The 15,058-nt window shown below is 72.0% G+C and carries 14 protein-coding genes and 1 pseudogene; 11 read left to right on the top strand and 4 right to left on the bottom strand.

The annotated features are described in order from the left end of the window. Positions 1–87: 87 nt before the first annotated feature. The 8 genes from ACFU9E_RS33265 (at position 88) to ACFU9E_RS33230 (ending at position 8,157) form a co-directional block, all read left to right on the top strand. The gene (locus ACFU9E_RS33265) at positions 88–732 is read left to right on the top strand and encodes a thermostable hemolysin (RefSeq protein ID WP_380684671.1); all 645 of its coding nucleotides are present in this window, start codon (positions 88–90) and stop codon (positions 730–732) included. After that, complete coding sequence (locus ACFU9E_RS33260; RefSeq protein ID WP_380684670.1) at positions 725–2,320, top strand: AMP-binding protein; 1,596 nt, start codon at positions 725–727, stop codon at positions 2,318–2,320. The genes ACFU9E_RS33265 and ACFU9E_RS33260 overlap by 8 nt, the downstream gene beginning before the upstream one ends. Then, positions 2,317–3,225 carry a TauD/TfdA family dioxygenase gene (locus ACFU9E_RS33255; protein WP_380684669.1) on the top strand — a complete coding sequence of 303 codons (909 nt, stop codon included), beginning with the start codon at positions 2,317–2,319 and terminating at the stop codon, positions 3,223–3,225. Before ACFU9E_RS33260 ends, ACFU9E_RS33255 begins: the two co-directional genes overlap by 4 nt. After that, the gene (locus ACFU9E_RS33250) at positions 3,222–4,118 is read left to right on the top strand and encodes a hypothetical protein (protein ID WP_380684668.1); all 897 of its coding nucleotides are present in this window, start codon (positions 3,222–3,224) and stop codon (positions 4,116–4,118) included. Before ACFU9E_RS33255 ends, ACFU9E_RS33250 begins: the two co-directional genes overlap by 4 nt. Positions 4,119–4,237: 119 nt before the next feature. Beyond that, the gene (locus ACFU9E_RS33245) at positions 4,238–4,585 is read left to right on the top strand and encodes a darcynin family protein (protein WP_380684667.1); all 348 of its coding nucleotides are present in this window, start codon (positions 4,238–4,240) and stop codon (positions 4,583–4,585) included. Next, positions 4,582–6,009 carry an MFS transporter gene (locus tag ACFU9E_RS33240; protein WP_380684666.1) on the top strand — a complete coding sequence of 476 codons (1,428 nt, stop codon included), beginning with the start codon at positions 4,582–4,584 and terminating at the stop codon, positions 6,007–6,009. The genes ACFU9E_RS33245 and ACFU9E_RS33240 overlap by 4 nt, the downstream gene beginning before the upstream one ends. A gap of 124 nt (positions 6,010–6,133) precedes the next feature. Next, positions 6,134–6,562 (top strand): hypothetical protein, encoded by a 429-nt coding sequence (locus ACFU9E_RS33235; protein ID WP_380684664.1) that lies wholly within the window; start codon positions 6,134–6,136, stop codon positions 6,560–6,562. Next, the gene (locus tag ACFU9E_RS33230) at positions 6,559–8,157 is read left to right on the top strand and encodes a multicopper oxidase family protein (protein WP_380684663.1); all 1,599 of its coding nucleotides are present in this window, start codon (positions 6,559–6,561) and stop codon (positions 8,155–8,157) included. Before ACFU9E_RS33235 ends, ACFU9E_RS33230 begins: the two co-directional genes overlap by 4 nt. Before the next feature lie 220 nt (positions 8,158–8,377). Here ACFU9E_RS33230 and ACFU9E_RS33225 read toward each other — a convergent pair whose 3' ends face one another. From ACFU9E_RS33225 to ACFU9E_RS33210, 4 genes are all read right to left on the bottom strand, one after another. Continuing rightward, the gene (locus ACFU9E_RS33225) at positions 8,378–8,746 is read right to left on the bottom strand and encodes an LPXTG cell wall anchor domain-containing protein (protein WP_380687575.1); all 369 of its coding nucleotides are present in this window, start codon (positions 8,744–8,746) and stop codon (positions 8,378–8,380) included. Between the two features lie 683 nt (positions 8,747–9,429). Beyond that, positions 9,430–10,860 carry an amidase gene (locus tag ACFU9E_RS33220; RefSeq protein WP_380687573.1) on the bottom strand — a complete coding sequence of 477 codons (1,431 nt, stop codon included), beginning with the start codon at positions 10,858–10,860 and terminating at the stop codon, positions 9,430–9,432. Beyond that, positions 10,857–12,293 carry an MFS transporter gene (locus tag ACFU9E_RS33215; RefSeq protein WP_380687570.1) on the bottom strand — a complete coding sequence of 479 codons (1,437 nt, stop codon included), beginning with the start codon at positions 12,291–12,293 and terminating at the stop codon, positions 10,857–10,859. Before ACFU9E_RS33215 ends, ACFU9E_RS33220 begins: the two co-directional genes overlap by 4 nt. Next, complete coding sequence (locus ACFU9E_RS33210; RefSeq protein WP_380687568.1) at positions 12,293–13,483, bottom strand: CaiB/BaiF CoA transferase family protein; 1,191 nt, start codon at positions 13,481–13,483, stop codon at positions 12,293–12,295. Before ACFU9E_RS33210 ends, ACFU9E_RS33215 begins: the two co-directional genes overlap by 1 nt. 127 nt (positions 13,484–13,610) lie before the next feature. On the opposite strand from ACFU9E_RS33210, the gene ACFU9E_RS33205 reads away from it, so the two are divergent. From ACFU9E_RS33205 to ACFU9E_RS33195, 3 genes and pseudogenes are all read left to right on the top strand, one after another. Next, positions 13,611–14,255, top strand: a complete 645-nt coding sequence (locus ACFU9E_RS33205) for a TetR/AcrR family transcriptional regulator (RefSeq protein ID WP_380687566.1) — start codon at positions 13,611–13,613, stop codon at positions 14,253–14,255. After that, the gene (locus ACFU9E_RS33200) at positions 14,252–14,374 is read left to right on the top strand and encodes a hypothetical protein (protein WP_380687564.1); all 123 of its coding nucleotides are present in this window, start codon (positions 14,252–14,254) and stop codon (positions 14,372–14,374) included. The genes ACFU9E_RS33205 and ACFU9E_RS33200 overlap by 4 nt, the downstream gene beginning before the upstream one ends. A 412-nt stretch (positions 14,375–14,786) precedes the next feature. Beyond that, positions 14,787–15,058: pseudogene (locus tag ACFU9E_RS33195) on the top strand (hypothetical protein); the annotation flags it as partial.

Below are 15,058 nucleotides of genomic sequence, written 5' to 3'. Positions count from 1 at the left end.
GTCGGCGGCGGCTCACCCGGCAGCGACCCGGAGAGATCCTCGCTGCCGCATCAAGAAACGCGCACATCAACGGGGAGATAGAATCTCATGAGAATTCTTCTGTCTGAACGCGGATCAACATGGTGGATGGAATCCGCCAAGCTCGTCCAGAAGGTCTATTCCGACAGCTTCGGCGCAAATGTCGAAGTGAACCCCGAATTCTTCCTCTCCTATCTGGAGAAGGATTCCGAGTCCGGTGCCGAAGAGGTTCTGGCCTGCACCGGGATCACCGTCGCCGGCGCCGACCCGCTCTTCCTGGAGACGTACCTGGACGTCCCGGTCGAGAGCCTGATCTCCTCGCACCGGCAGGTCCCGGTCAACCGTGGCGAGATCATCCAGCTGGGGTCCGTGGCCTCGGTCCGCGCCACGGCCGGAGCCGAACTCTTCAAGGCACTCGCCGTCGTCCTGTGGAGCCGGGGCTGCCGGTACGCCGTCATGACCTCGACGCAGCGCTCGCTGGCCCTCCAGCGCCGGCTCGGCATCATCTTCAACCCGGTCGGCGAGGCCGACCCGGGGCGCCTCGACCCGGAGGAGCTGAAGAACTGGGGGACCTTCTACGACCAGAAGCCCCTGGTCGTCTACGCGGTGATCGCCGACCAGACCTCGTCCTTCGTCAACGGCGTCGGCCGCTACCACTTCAACTCCATCGACATGAAGCTGATCCCGAGCCGCAGGGAGCTCGCCGGTGTCTGAGCCCCGCGCCTCCCTCATCGGCGGGCTGCTGGCCCGCGCCGAGAGCGACCGGACCATGGTGGAGGTGCTCTCCGCCACCGGCGGCGCCTCGCAGACCTGGACGTACCGTCAGATCATCGGGGCCGCACGGGAGCTCGCCGCCGAACTGTCCGCCCTGGCCGCCCGCATCGGTCGCGCCCCTCGGGTGGGCCTGCTGGCCGAGAACTCGGCCGAATGGGTCGTCGCCGACCTCGGGCTGCTCTTCTCCGGTGCGGTGGAGGTCCCCGTCCCGACCGCGTTCTCCGCGGAGCAGGCCGCCTCGCTGCTGGCCACGGCCGACGCCTGCCTGGTCGACGGGCGAGGCCGCGAACGGCTGGCGCAGTGGGGCGCGGAGAACGTGTTCACGCGGGACTGCCCGGTCCTCCCGGTCGACCTGCCGGAACTCCTGTCCGCCGCCGACCGCGGCGAGCGCGGGCCCGCCGCCCCGCCCTCCGAGGACGAGGACGCCGTCTTCAAGATCATCCACACCTCGGGGACCACCTCGGTCCCCAAGGGTGTGATGATCAGGCGTCACGGGGTCGAGTCGCTCCTGGCCTCGCTGGCCGCCCGCACGGACCCCCAGGTGTTCCACCGGTACCTGTCCATCGTGCCGCTCAGCCTGCTCGTGGAGCAGGTCACCGGTCTGTACATGCCCTTCCTGGCGGGCGGATCGGTGGCGTTCCTGCCGCCGGGCACCGCCCTGGTCGGCACCTCGGGCGACGCCGCGCCGCGCATGCTCGCGCTGCTGCGCTCGGCCCGGCCCACCGCCATGGTGGTCCCGCCGACGATGGCGGCCCTGCTGCTCGCCGTGTGCGACGCCCGGCCCGACGAGAGCCTGGCGCAGCGACGCGAGCGGCTGTTCGGCCACCCGGACAGCGTCTTCATCGCCTGCGGGGGCGCCCCGGTGCCGCCGGAGGTGCTCGTCCGGCTGCAGGAGTACGGGCTCCCGCTCTACGAGGGCTACGGCCTGAGCGAGAACAGCTCGGTGGTGGCGTGGAACTTCCCCGGGAACGTACGCCCCGGCACCGTCGGCAAGCCGCTCGACCACGTCTCGGTACGCCTCGCCGAGGACGGCGAGCTGTACGTCCGCAGCAGTTCGCTGTTCGCCGGGTACACCGTCGAGGACCCGTCCAGCTGTGCGGTCGACGAGGACGGCTGGCTGCACACCGGCGACCTGGCGGAGATCGACGAGGACGGCTACATCCGGATCGTCGGCCGCAAGAAGAACATCATCATCACCGCCGGCGGCCGCAACATCTCGCCGGAGTGGGTCGAGGGCCAGTACCGGCAGCTCGGGTTCGTCCGGGAGGCCGTCGTCCTGGCGGACGGTCTGGACACCGTCCGGGGCCTGTTCGTCGTGGACGACGACGGCGACCACGACGAGATCCGTGACCGGATCGCCGCCTTCGGGCAGGAGCACCTGTCCGACGTCGAACGGGTCACCGAGATCCGTCTGATGCGGGAGTCCGACCCCCGCTACCTCACCTGCTTCACCGTCACCGGCCGCCCGAAGCGGCCGGCCGTCCGCGAGTTCCTGCTGCAGCAGGACCTGATCGAGGAGCACGCATGACCACCGCACTGCTGACCGCGCCCTACGGCCACGGCCGGGGCCTCGTGATCACGCCGGCCGGCCCCGGCTCGATCGCCGACATCGACCGGGACCACCTGCTGAAGCTGCTCGCCGAGTCCGGCTTCCTCCTGCTGCGCGGGTTCGGCGCCGACATGGAGTCGTTCACCGCACTGGTGAAGAACACCAGCGTCTCCACCACCATCGACCCGGCGCGGGACTTCTACTCGGAGGTCGCCCAGAAGGTCGACGCCGGGACGGGCCCGATCGGCCTGCACACCGAGAACGGCAACAACCCGTTCCGTTCCCACCTCGCCTGGTTCTTCTCCGAGAAGGCCGCCCGGGAGGGCTCGCAGACCACCGTCTGCGACGGCCACCGGGTGTGGGAGGCGCTCTCCGACGAGGCCAGGGCCGCCTTCTCGGCCCAGGACATCGTCTACTCCCGGTACGTCGGCGAGAAGCAGTGGCGGGCCATGGCCTTCCACATGCTCCAGCAGCGGGTGCCGCAGGAGGAGATCACCTTCGACCACCTCCTGAGCCTCGCGGCCGCCGCCCCGGGCACCGAGGTCGCCCTCCAGCAGGACGGCGGGATCACCTACGCGTTCCGCACGCCGGCCGCGGCGTCCACCCTGTTCGGCGACCGGATCGCCTTCGCGAACTCGATCCTCGGGCCCTCCACCAACTACGAGAAGCCCCGCATCACGTTCGCCGACGGCACCGAGTTCGCCCCCGCCCTGCTGGCGGAGGTGGAGGAGGTCACCGAGCGGCTCACCGAGAACCTCGAATGGCAGGACGGCGACGTCGCCCTCATCGACAACACCCGGGTGATGCACGGCCGTCGGGAGATCGTCGACACCGCCCGCACGATCTACAACGCGCTCAGCTACATCGAGGTGGAGGCCGCGTGACCGCCCAGGCGCTGGAGCGGGTCAACGAACTCGCCCACATCAACACCTTCCACCCCAACGCCCTCCCCTGGGAGAAGGCGCGGGGCGAGGCCGAACTGGCCTTCCTGTCCCGGGTCTGCTTCGCCGAGGAGGGCCACGAGCAGGCCGCCGTCGCCTACGCGGTCAAGGAGCTCGCCCAGCTCGCGGAGATCGAGCGGCACGTCTCGGCGGTCATGTCCATCGTGCTGTCCGAGGTCCAGGGCAAGGAGGACCCGTTCACCGAGGGGCGCGGCCTCCACGACGCGCTCTCCTGCTTCGCCTCGGAGGAGCTCAACCACGCCAACGCCTTCTACCGGTACGTGCGCGAGCTCGGCGGCACCGACTTCACCCTGCCCGACAACCTCTTCGCCGAGCGCCTCGCGCTGTTCCTGGGCGACGAGTCCCCGTACGTCAAGCTCGCGGCGCTCTGCTGCACGGCGTACATCGGCGAGTCGCTGATCACCGTCATCGAGCGCCGCACGCGGTCCCACGACCCGCAGATGCAGTACTTCCTGTCCAAGCTGCTCCACCTGCACAACCTGGACGAGGAACGTCACATCCGGACCGACCACTGGGTGATCGACCAGCTCATCCCGTCCTTCGACGCCGAGGAGCACGCGGCGATGCGACGCATCATCACCGCGACGGAGGAGCTGAACTTCCGCCTGGCCGGGCTGTTCGAGCAGCAGGCGAAGACGGTCTTCGGCCTGGACTACACCGAGGGCAACCTGATCCACGAGATGCAGACCCAGCTGGGGATCGCCTTCTCGAAGCACGCCCTGTCCGGGCCGATCACCAAGCTCGACGATGCGATCGACGAGGAGACGCGCGCCCTCCTGGAGAGGTTCAGCGGCGCCACCTCGATCCACGTCTGACAGAGCTCCACGGCTCCGGGGCCCGTGTCCCCCGACGGGTCCCGGAGCCGTGGCCCCACCCGCAAGACCCCTGAAGTCTCCTGAAGTCCGCTGAAGTCCCACAAGCGAAGGATCCCCTGATGAAGTACGCCGTCATCCTGAAGTACTCGTTCACGCCGGCCTGGCTGAACCTGCCCCGCGAGGAGCGCGGAGCCCTGGAGGCCGCCCACATCCACCCCGTCTTCGGCAAGTACGCGGACCGGGTGAAGGCCCGCTTCTTCGACGCCGAGGCGTTCCACACCACCTTCACCGACTTCGCGCTCCTGGAGACCGAGGACCTCAAGGCGTACTACTTCCTGGTCGAGGAACTGCGGGACTCCCCGCTCGTGGCCCAGGGCTACCTCGTGCTCAACGACATCCACATCGGCATCGAGGACGGGTTCCAGGAGTTCGAGCGCAGCCTCAAGTCCGACGGCGGGGCCCGGTGACCCTCCTCGACGAGGCGCCGGAGACGGCGAAGACGGGAGGCGGCGCCCCGGCGGGGCGCCGCGCCCTGATCGCCGGCGCGCTCCTGGCGCTCTTCCTCGCCGCCGCGGACTCGACCGTCGTCGGCTCGCTGCTGCCGACCATGGCCCGCACGCTCGGCCACGAAGAGCTCTACCCGTGGCTGGTGTCCGGCTTCCTGCTGTGCAGCGTGCTGGCCACCGCGGTGGCCGGCGCCGCCGCCGACCGGTTCGGCTCGAAGGCGACCATGAGCGTCGCCCTGCTGCTCTTCGCCGCCGGCTCGGCCGGCGTGGCCGCCGCCCCGGACATGCCGTTGCTGATCGCCGCCCGGGCCCTGCAGGGGCTCGGGGCCGGAGCCGTCGTCACCCTGTCCTACGTCCTGGTCGGCCAGCTCTTCGACGCCGCCGGGCGCGCCCGGATGCAGGGGCTGCTGTCCGGCGTGTGGGGGCTGGCCGCCGTCGTCGGGCCGGCCCTCGGGTCGGCGGCGCAGGCCACGGTCGGCTGGCGCTGGGTCTTCGCCCTCAACCTGCCGATCGCGCTCGGCACCGCCCTGGTCGTCGCACGCCTGGCACCGGGCGCGAGCCGTGGCACACGGGCCCGGGCGCGGCTGAACGTCCCGATCCTGGTGACCTTCTCCGCAGGCCTGACCGCGCTGCTGACGCTCCTGGTCTCCCCGGCCCTGCCCGTCCTGGTCCTGGCCGGTGTGGTCCTGATCGGTGCTGCCGCGCTCCAGATCGCCCAGGTACGGCGCAACCCGGCGGCCTCCCTGGTCCCGGTGGCGTTCGTGCGCCGGCGGGAGATCCGGGCCGCGGCGGTCGTGTCGATCGGCGCCTCCGTCGTGCTCTACGCCTCGGTCACCCAGCTCCCGCTGGCACTCACCCGGAGCGGCGCGACCGGGGAGACCGCGAGCGGTCTCGTGGTCATGGTCGGCGCGCTCGGCTGGGTCGGCGGCGCCGCCGTCTGCGGAGGCCTGATCAGCAGGTTCGGCGCCCGGACGGTCGCCACCTCCGGAGCCGTGCTGCTGGCTCTGGGCCCCTTGCTGTTCATCACGACGACGCACCCGTCGCTGCCGCTCGCGGTCGTCACCCAGCTCTGCGTCGGGCTCGGCACCGGCTTCACCACCGCCACCTGCCTGGTCCAGGTCCAGAACACGGCCCCCGCCGAACAGCTGGGCTCCTACACCGGCGCCGTGACGCTGTGCCGCAACGTCGGTGCCGCCGTCGGCGTGAACCTGATCGCGACCATCCAGCTGAACGCCGCCGAACACCTCGGAGGCGCGGAGGCCCAAAGCGCGTCCTACCGGCTGGCCTTCGGGGTCCTGGCGGCGGCCGGAGCCCTCACGCTCCTCGCCTCCCGTCAACTCCGTGCGGACCCGGCCCGAGCAGCCGCGCCCGCACCACAGCACTAGCGCCCCCGTGACAGGACGGGGCCGGACCACGAAGATCGGAGAAACGCAGATGGCCCACACACGCGATGCCGCGCCGGCATCCGTTCCGGCCCGAGCCGAGTCTCTCGCCCGACAGGCCCTCCTGGTGACCGACGCACCCCGGTCACCGTGGGTTCGGGCAGTCACCCTGTTCAGAGCCGTCTCCGTCCTGTTTCTCCTCGACACGCTCTTCCAGGCGGCCCTGGCTGGTCTCTTCGTCACCGGCGACGTCGAGTTCCTCGCCTGGCACGCGGCCAACGCGCAGCTCCTGAGCGCGCTGGTCGTCGTCGAGGCCCTCGCCGCCGCCGCCGTGTGGCGGGCGCTGCGCGGACCGCTGTGGCCCCTGCTCGGCGCGGTGGGCCTGCTCGGCCTGCTCAGCGCCCAGCAGGGGCTGGGCGCAGCCCGGATGCTCGGAGGCCACCTCCCCCTGGGCATGGCCATCTTCGGGCTCGGCGCGGCGCTGACGTACTGGGCCTTCACCTTCCGCCCGGCCCGGCCCGGGCCCCGGAAGCCCGCCTGGGAGGACGGCCGGTGACCTCCCGCCGACGGTTCCTCACCCTCGCGGCCGGCGCCGGCGCGGGCCTGGCCGTCCCCCTCGGCGCGGCCACGTACGCCGCGGTGACGGGCGAGAAGACCGGCAAGGTGCTGACCAGCGCACTGCGACCGCCCGAGGCCTTCACCGTGCCGCTGGCCCTGCCGCCCGTCGCGACCCCGGTCCGCACCGTCAACGGCACGGACTACTACGACCTCACCCAACGCGAGGCCGCCGTCGAGATCGTGCCCGGCACGAAGACGACCGTGTGGGGGTACGACGGCATCTTCCCCGGTCCGACGTTCGTCGGCCGGTCGGGGCGGCCGATGGTCGTCCAACTGGCCAACAAGCTGTCCGTCCCCACCTCCATGCACCTCCACGGGGGTGTCACACCACCGGACTCGGACGGCTACCCCACCGACCTGCTCCTCCCCGCGCAGTGCGGCGCCGAGTTGCGCAACGGAAGCTACAAGTCGCACCAGGCGGACCACGGCATGAACGTGGCGGCCTCCGACTGGAACGTCATGGAGGGTTACAAGTCCTACGAATACCCGCTGAACCAACGCGCGGCGACGCTCTGGTACCACGATCACCGCATGGACTTCAGCGCACCGCAGGTATGGCGCGGACTGGCCGGCATGTTCCTCGTCCACGACGACGAGGAGGACGCCCTCCCCCTGCCCAAGGGCGAGAAGGACATTCCCCTCCTCCTGTGCGACCGGGCCTTCGAGGAGGACGGCTCGTTCCGCTACCCCGCCGTCTCACCGGGCTGCGTCGGAACACCCGGCGTGGACGAGGCGTACATGGACGGAGTGCTCGGCGACGTCCAGCTCGTCAACGGCGCCCCCTGGCCCGTCCTGGAGGTCTCGGCCACCCGCTACCGGCTCCGGCTGCTCAACGCCTCCAACGCCCGCCGCTACCGCCTGGCACTGGAGCGGGAACACGGGGACGACCTGCCGTTCGTCCAGGTCGGCAGCGATGCGGGCCTCCTGCCGGCGCCGCGGACCCTCAGCGCGATACCCGTCGCACCCGCCGAACGCTTCGACGTCGTCGTCGACTTCGCCGCCTGCCCCGTCGGCAGCCACGTCACCCTGGTCAACACCCTGGCCGACGGGAGGATGCGCCAGGTGATGCGCTTCCGCGTCACCCGCAAGGAGAACGACACCAGCCGGATCCCCACCCAGCTCTCCGGAACCCCCGCCTCGCCCGACCCCAGGACCGCCACGAAGACCCGCCGGTTCGACTTCCGCCGCAGCGGCGGGGACGACGGACACGCGATGTGGACGATCAACGGCAAGCCCTTCAACAGCGCGGAGTCCCTGGCGAACCCCCGCCTGGGAACCGTCGAGCGATGGCGCTTCAGCAGCGACTTCCACCACCCGGTCCACCTCCACCTCGCCCACTTCCTGGTCCTCTCCCGCGGCGGCAGGCCCCCGGCCCCCACGGACGCCGGCTGGAAGGACACCGTCGACGTCCGCCCCTACGAGGTCGTCGAGGTCCTCGTCCGCTTCGACGGCTACCGAGGCCGCTACATGCTCCACTGCCACAACCTCGAACACGAGGACATGGCCATGATGGCCAACTACGAGGTCCTCTGAGCCAGGGCCTCGACACCCCTCGCCACCGGTGCCGCTCGGATCCCCCTCCGAGCGGCACCGCCACGAACCCCCTCGGTCTCCACCGCCGAAAGGGGCTCGAACACCCCGCGCGCCGCGCCCCCACCGCGAAGCGCCGGTAGCCACGCGGCGCGTGGGACGGCACGTGGGAACCCCGGCCCCGGGCCCCAACCCTTGTCGGGTTGGGGCCCGGGGCCGCGTGTCAGGACTCGTCGGCGCCCTCACCGGGGTGGCGGCGTCGGCTGCGCACGACCATCCAGCCGCCGAACCCGAGCAGCAGGGCTGCGGCGAGTACGGCGGCCGAGATCTGGGCACCGGTCCTGGGCAGGATCCCACCCGGCCCCTCGGACCCCGGCGTGGCCGACGGGCGGGTCGGGTTCTCGGTGCACAGGGGGTTCTGCGGGACGCACGCGGTCGGCGGCTCCTGGCCGGCCGGGGCGAGGAAGTTCCCGAGGCGGTGGTCGCCCTGGCCACCGTGGGCCTTGACCTTGACCTGATACGTCACGGTCGCGGTCTGACCGGGTGCGACGGTCCCCTTGATGAGCAGGGTGCCGTCGGCCGGTCCGGTCACGGTGAGCCCGTCACCGGCGGTGACGGGGTGGGCGTGGGGAACGCGTTCGACGACGCCAGCGCCGTCGGTACCGGAACCGAGATCTTCGCGTCGTCACACGTTCCGCTGCCGCTGCACGTCCACTGCACCCGGAATGACGCGCCCTCACCGGACTTCACGGTCCCCGGGACCGCCTCCACCGACACGTTCAGCGAGCCGCCGGCGGCCTGCGCCGGCACGGCGGCGAGGAAGAACGGCACGACGAGTGGCAACCGAAGGCGCTGGACGGAATGAACACCCGTCCCCGCCTGCCGGAGCGCTGCTTGGCGCTTCCCCGCTTCCTCTCGCCGTCCCCCCATGCGCAGGGCTCCGGTCTGCTCTCCAAACCCGCTGGCCAGAAGCCTCGTTCCTCCCGGGACTGACCGGGGCCACGCCCGTCGTCGTAGCCGGCGCCGCCGTCGGGGTGCCCTCGGCGCTGGTCGAGTTGGCGGTGGCCGTCATCACCGAGGGCCCGGTCACCGCCGAGTTGCCCGTCACCGTCTCGGGCCGGTTGAGGACGATCAGTTCGGTCAGGCTGCGGCGTTGAGCAGGGTGCCGAGCTGCGGGGCCCGCCGCCAGGGCGGGCCGGTGAGCGGGAGGCCCTGGTGGCCGGTCTCCGCGAGCGGGATCGAGCCGGCCCGACAAGGTGGTCCTTCCGGTGGCGCTCAGGGGTGGCGGACCCCGTTGGCCTCTTCCAGCAGGGCCGCTGCGGCGAGCAGCAGGTCCTCGCGGTAGTGGGGTGCGACGAGCTGGACGGCGCAGGGCGGCCCCGCGGCGCCGGGGGCGGGCCCGGAAGGCACGCTGATCGCCGGGTGTCCGGTGTCGTTGAAGACGGACGTGTAGGCGATCGGGATGGTCCGCTCGCGCAGGGCCTTTTCGATGTCGGGGCCTTCGGCCGGCCAGGCGGTGGTCGGGACGGTGGGGGTGAGCAGGAGGTCGTGGTCGGTGAACAGGGCGGCCGCCCATCGGTCGAGGCGGGTTCGGTGCTCCCAGTACCGGGCGAGTTCCTCGATCGTGACCGCGCGGCCCTGGTCGAGGGCGGCGGCGAACCACGGCTCGAAGTCCTGCGGGCGGGTGGTGTAGGTGTCCAGGACGCTGGTGAGCCGGGCGCGGGCGAGGACCTTCTGCCGGAGCTGGGCGAACAACGGGAAGTCGTCGGCACCGGGCAGCGGGGCGTCCTCGTCCACGACGCGGAAGCCCAGGGCCCACAGGGTGTCGACGGTCCGTTCGAGGGCGGCGAGCTGCGGCTGGGCGGGTTCGGCGACGCCGAAGGTGCGCATGACGCGGACGCGCAGTTCCTGCGGGCGCCGGACGGGCCGGTCGAGGGCGTCGAGGTAGGGGGCGGCGGGCGCGGGCAGCGAGTACGGGTCCGCCGGGTGGTGTCCGGCGGCGACGTCGAGGTGGAGTGCGGTGTCCCGCACGGTGCGGGTGACGCAGCCGAGGACGGTGTTGCGGGGCCAGTGGGTGGTGCGGGCCAGCCCCTGCGGGATGCGACCGCGGCTCGGCTTGAGGCCGACGACCCCGCACAGGGCGGCGGGGATGCGGGTGGAGCCGCCGCCGTCGCCGGCGGTGGCGAGGGCGACGAGTCCGGCGGCGACGGCCGCGGCCGAACCGCCGCTGGAGCCGCCTGGGGAGAGGGTGGTGTCCCAGGGGTTGCGGGTGGTGCCGAACGCCTCGTTGGCGGTGTGGACGCCCGCGCCCATGGGCGGCATGTTGGTCTTGCCGACGATGATGGCGCCGGCCGCGCGGAGCCTGGCGACGTGCAGGTTGTCGTGTGCGGCGGGCGGGTTGTCGCGGAAGGCGCGGGTGCCGTGGCTGGTTGGCAGGCCGGCGGCGTCCTCACCGTCCTTGACGAGGACGGGCAGTCCGGTGAGCGCCCCGAGTGCGGCGTCGTCGCGGGCGATCCGCTCGGTGGCGTCGGCGGCCTCGGCGAGCGCGCGTTCGGCGTCGAGTCGGACGACGCTGTTCAGCGCGCCGTCGTGGGTGCGGATCCGGTCGAGGGTGTGGTGCATCAGCTCGACGGGCGACAGGGCGCGGCGTCGCATGAGGGCGAGGAGTTCGGTGGCCGAGGCGTAGGAGAGGTCGGTGACGGTCATGGGCGGGGTGCTCCTGGGTGCGGATGGGGCGCGGAGTGCGGGGTGCCGGCGGACGGGGTGTGGGGTTCGTCGTGGGCGGCGGCTTCGAGGCTGAGTCCGGTCGTCCGGGGTCCGACGGTGACGGCGATGACGCCTCCCGCGGCGGCGAGGCAGGCCAGGAAGACGAAGACGGCCGTGTAGCCGACACCGGTGTAGAGGAAGGCGATCAGCGCGGGCGCCGCGAGGTTGACCACCCGGGACAGCGCGTTGGCCGTGCCGGAGCCGAGCGCGCGGATCCGGGTGGGGAAGACCTCGGCGGAGTACACCTGGAGGAACGGAATGGCCATCTGGAAGAGCAGGTTGACGGCGCAGCCGAGGACCAGGACGGCGGCCGGGGACCGGACGAGCGCGAAGAGCACCAGGGCGAACGCGGTCAGCAGGCCGAGGACGAACTGGCTGACGCGCCGGTCCCAGCGGTCGATGAGCGGTGCGGCGAGCAGCGCGCCGAGCGGAGCCGCGGTGGCGAGGACGGCCGACAGGAGGAGGGTGTCGTCGAGTTCGAGACCGTTCTCCGAGAGGAGGGTGGGCGTCCAGGTCTGAAAGGCCGAGTACGCGAGGAGCCCGGCCGTCCACATCGCCGACACGGTGAGGAAGGTATGGCGGCGGGTGCCGGCCAGCAGGTCCCGCAGGCGCGCGGGCGCGGGCGCGGCGGGCGGGGACCCGGCCGCCGTCGCGGCCTGGGCCGCGGGCCCGTGTTCCGCCGTGTCCACCCCGCACTGGCGCTCGATCTGGCGGACGATCGTCTCCGCGCGCACGAGGTCGCCCCGGGCGGCCAGCCAGCGCGGGCTCTCGGGCACCCACCGGCGGATCAGCCAGGCGAAGACGCTCCCGAGAAGCCCGAGCGCGAAGACCGCCCGCCATCCCCAGTCCGCGTACGGCACGAGCAGGTAGCCCGACCATCCGGCGACGGGAATGCCGAGCGAGCCGATGACCACCTTGTAGGTCTGCAACCGTCCCCGGTGGGCCGCCGGGACGAACTCGGTCAGGACGACGATGGCCACCACCGCCATGCCCTGGGTGCCGAAGTGGGCGGCGAAGCGCGCCACCACGAGCTGCCAGGGATTCTGCGCCAGCACGCACAGCACGGTCGCCGCGCAGTAGACCGTGACGAAGACGAGCATCGTGCGGCGGCGCCCGGCACGGTCGGCGAGCCGGCCCGCGAGGATGCCGCCGGCGAACGCGCCGAGCGAGGCGACGCCGGCGACAGCGGCGATGTCCCCCAGGGACAGGCCCCACTGAGAGCGAAGCGCGGGGGCGACGAACGCGAAGGAGTAGGTCTCGACCCACTCGAAGAGGATCATGCCGGCCAGGGCCAGGACGAGCCGCCGGTGGAACGCGCTGAGCGGGAGCCGGTCGAGGCGGGCGCCGAAGGCCGCCGGTTCGACCGCTCTCATCAGATCACTCCCCCGGCCCGCAGGGCCGCGAGGTCGGAGGGGCCGAGGCCGAGCAGGTCCCGGTAGACCTCCGCGTTGTGCTCACCGAGCGCCGGCCCGGTGCTGCGGATGCTGCCGGGGGTCCGCGACAGGCGCGGGAAGGGGGCGGGCATGGGGAGCTCACCGAACTCGGCGTCCTCGACCTGGACCACACTGCCGCGCTCCCGGTAGTGCGGGTCGGCCGCGATGTCGGCGATGCTCATGAGCGGCGAGGCCGGCACGCCAGCGTCGTTGAGCAGCCGCGCGAGGTCGTCGGCGGTGTGGCCGGCGACCCACTCGGCGATGATCGCGTAGAGGCCGTCGGCGTGCTCGCTGCGCGCGAGGCGGGTGGCGTACTCGGGCGCGTCGGCCAGCTCCGGGCGGCCCATGACGGCGGTCAGCCGGCGGAACAGCGGATCGGTCCCCGCGTGCAGCGACAGCCGGCGGCCGTCCGCGGTGGTGAAGTCGGAGGCGGGGACGATCAGCGGGTTGCGGTTGCCGAGCCGCTCACGGACCCGGCCGGTGGTGGCGTACGCCGCCAGGGCGTCCTCGGAGGCGCGGAACCCGGCCTCGTAGAGCGCCAGGTCGACGACCTGGCCGCCGCCGCCCGCCGTGTCGCGGTGGTAGAGGGCGGTGACCACCGAGAAGGCGCCGAGGTAGGCGGCCATGTAGTCGATCGTCGAGTACCCGCTGCGCACCGGCGGGCGGTCGGGGTCGCCGGTGACGTGGGTCAACCCGGCGAAGGCGCTGGCGATCCGGTCGAAGGAGCCGCGGTCGCGGTACGGGCCGGTCAGGCCGTAACCCGTGACGTACACGAGGATCGCGTCCGGCGCGAGGACGCTCAGGGATTCCGGGTCCAGGCCCCACTTCTCCAGGGTCGAGGGCCGGTAGTTGGTGATGACCACGTCGAAGTGCGGGACCAGCCCGCGTGCCATTTCCTGCCCGCGGGCGGTGCGCAGGTCGAGCGTGACGGACTTCTTGTTGCGGGCTTCCTGGGCCCAGTACGGGGTGCGGCCGCCGCCGGCGCCGCCCCGGGTGAAGTCGCCGTGCCCGGGCTCCTCGACCTTGATCACCTCGGCGCCGAAGTCGCCCAGGAAGGTCGCGGTGACCGGCGCCGCGAGAACGGTGGACAGGTCGAGCACGCGGATGCCCGCGAGTGGAAGAGTCGCCATGCGATGCCCCTAAGCTTTACGTAACGTTCCGTTATTAACGGAACGTTGTTAGCGGGACCCTAGGCTAGGACCCGCGCGGGGGCAAGACCCCGGAAGCACATCGCGGCGAATGGAGACAGCCCGGCCCATGGACGAGAAACCGGACGCGAACGACACCGGCCGGCCACGGCGACGGCGCCGCAGCCGGCAGGAGACCGAGGCCGACCTGCTCGACGCCGCGCGCCGCCTGCTCCAGCGCGACGGCGTCCTCGCGGGCGTGAACCTGCGGGAGATCGCGACCGAGGCCGGGGTCAACCACGGGCAGATCTACCAGTACTTCGGCAGCCGGCAGGCCCTGCTGCGGGCCTCGGTCGCAGACCTGGTCGACCGTCAGGCAGCGGACAAGGAGCCGCAGTTCTGGGACCTGCCGTTCGCCGAGCGCAGGGCCGCGATGTTCCGGCACCGGCTGGCCGAGCCCGAGGTCGTCCGGCTGGAGGCCCTGCTGGCCCTCGACGGCGACGAGGGCGTCAACGCGCTGCCCCGGTTCGCCCGGACCCGCCGCAGCCTGGAGCGCGACCAGCGCGAAGGCGCACTGCCGCCCGACGCCGACGCGGTGGCGGCCCACGTCATGGCGGCATCCGCCCTGGTCGGCTACGTCATCTTCCGCGAGGCGTACGCCCGCGACACCGGCATCCCCCTCGACGAGCTCGACGAACGCGCCGAACACGCCTACGCCCGGATGATCTCCGGCCTCACCGGCGACACACCAACGGAGGCTCCGGACGACGAATGACCGACCGGCGCCCACCCGACGCCGACACCCGAACGGCCGCCCTGCGCCAGAAGCGCAGCCGCGAGCGCTTCGCCCAGCTCGTCCGTGAGACCGCCGCCCACCGCGAACCGCTCATCTGATGATTCCAGTAACGCTATGTGACCAATTTGCGGATGGAGGGGCGCTCGAAGGCCGCACCACACACCTCCAGGTCGGCCCATCTCCCTATCCCAAACACGGCCATCCGTCAAGAGTCTGCACTGCGGGCGCAACCCGCGCAGCCTCCCGGCCACAACCCCAGGACGGTTACACAAGGTAACGAATCTGGGCGTCCGCACTCCCTTCCGCAGGCAGCCGAACAGCCGAGAAAGGCCAAGCCAGAGCCTCCCGCACATCCGGCCCGCCCAGGTGCGGATCCTCACCGCGAGCCGCAGGTCAGGGGCCTGATTCGGCGTTGGTGATCGCATGGTGGTCGCATACGACCCTCCGGCCCGTTGCACCGGTAGCCTCCGCGAGCCGATCAAGAGCCAATGACCGCTGGAGGGGCAAGAAGTGCGCAAGTCAGGACGGCCAGGCCGGGTCTACCGCCGCTGCGGGTGCCGGGACGCCGACCGGCGCCAGCTCGGAGCAGCGTGTCCGCGCCTGGCCGAGGAGAGGCACGGTACATGGACGTTCGCCGTCGACATCCCCTCCCTCACGGGCCGCCGGCGCACGATTCGTCGCGGCGGCTTCGAGGACGAGTGGTACGCCGAGACGGCGCTGCGGCGCTTCCTCGAAGGCCGGAAGCTGGGGTTCGACGCCGACCCGCACGCGACGGTGGCCGC

It is taken from the genome of Kitasatospora sp. NPDC057595 (assembly GCF_042800875.1).
Lineage (GTDB): Bacteria > Actinomycetota > Actinomycetes > Streptomycetales > Streptomycetaceae > Kitasatospora.
This window is presented reverse-complemented; position numbering and strand designations above follow the sequence as displayed.

Coding starts and splice junctions, on each gene's coding strand:
- ACFU9E_RS33265 (WP_380684671.1), top strand. CDS start 88: ATGAGAATTCTTCTGTCTGAACGCGGATCAACATGGTGGATGGAATCC.
- ACFU9E_RS33255 (WP_380684669.1), top strand. CDS start 2,317: ATGACCACCGCACTGCTGACCGCGCCCTACGGCCACGGCCGGGGCCTC.
- ACFU9E_RS33245 (WP_380684667.1), top strand. CDS start 4,238: ATGAAGTACGCCGTCATCCTGAAGTACTCGTTCACGCCGGCCTGGCTG.
- ACFU9E_RS33220 (WP_380687573.1), bottom strand. CDS start 10,860: ATGACCGTCACCGACCTCTCCTACGCCTCGGCCACCGAACTCCTCGCC.
- ACFU9E_RS33215 (WP_380687570.1), bottom strand. CDS start 12,293: ATGAGAGCGGTCGAACCGGCGGCCTTCGGCGCCCGCCTCGACCGGCTC.
- ACFU9E_RS33210 (WP_380687568.1), bottom strand. CDS start 13,483: ATGGCGACTCTTCCACTCGCGGGCATCCGCGTGCTCGACCTGTCCACC.
- ACFU9E_RS33205 (WP_380687566.1), top strand. CDS start 13,611: ATGGACGAGAAACCGGACGCGAACGACACCGGCCGGCCACGGCGACGG.
- ACFU9E_RS33200 (WP_380687564.1), top strand. CDS start 14,252: ATGACCGACCGGCGCCCACCCGACGCCGACACCCGAACGGCCGCCCTG.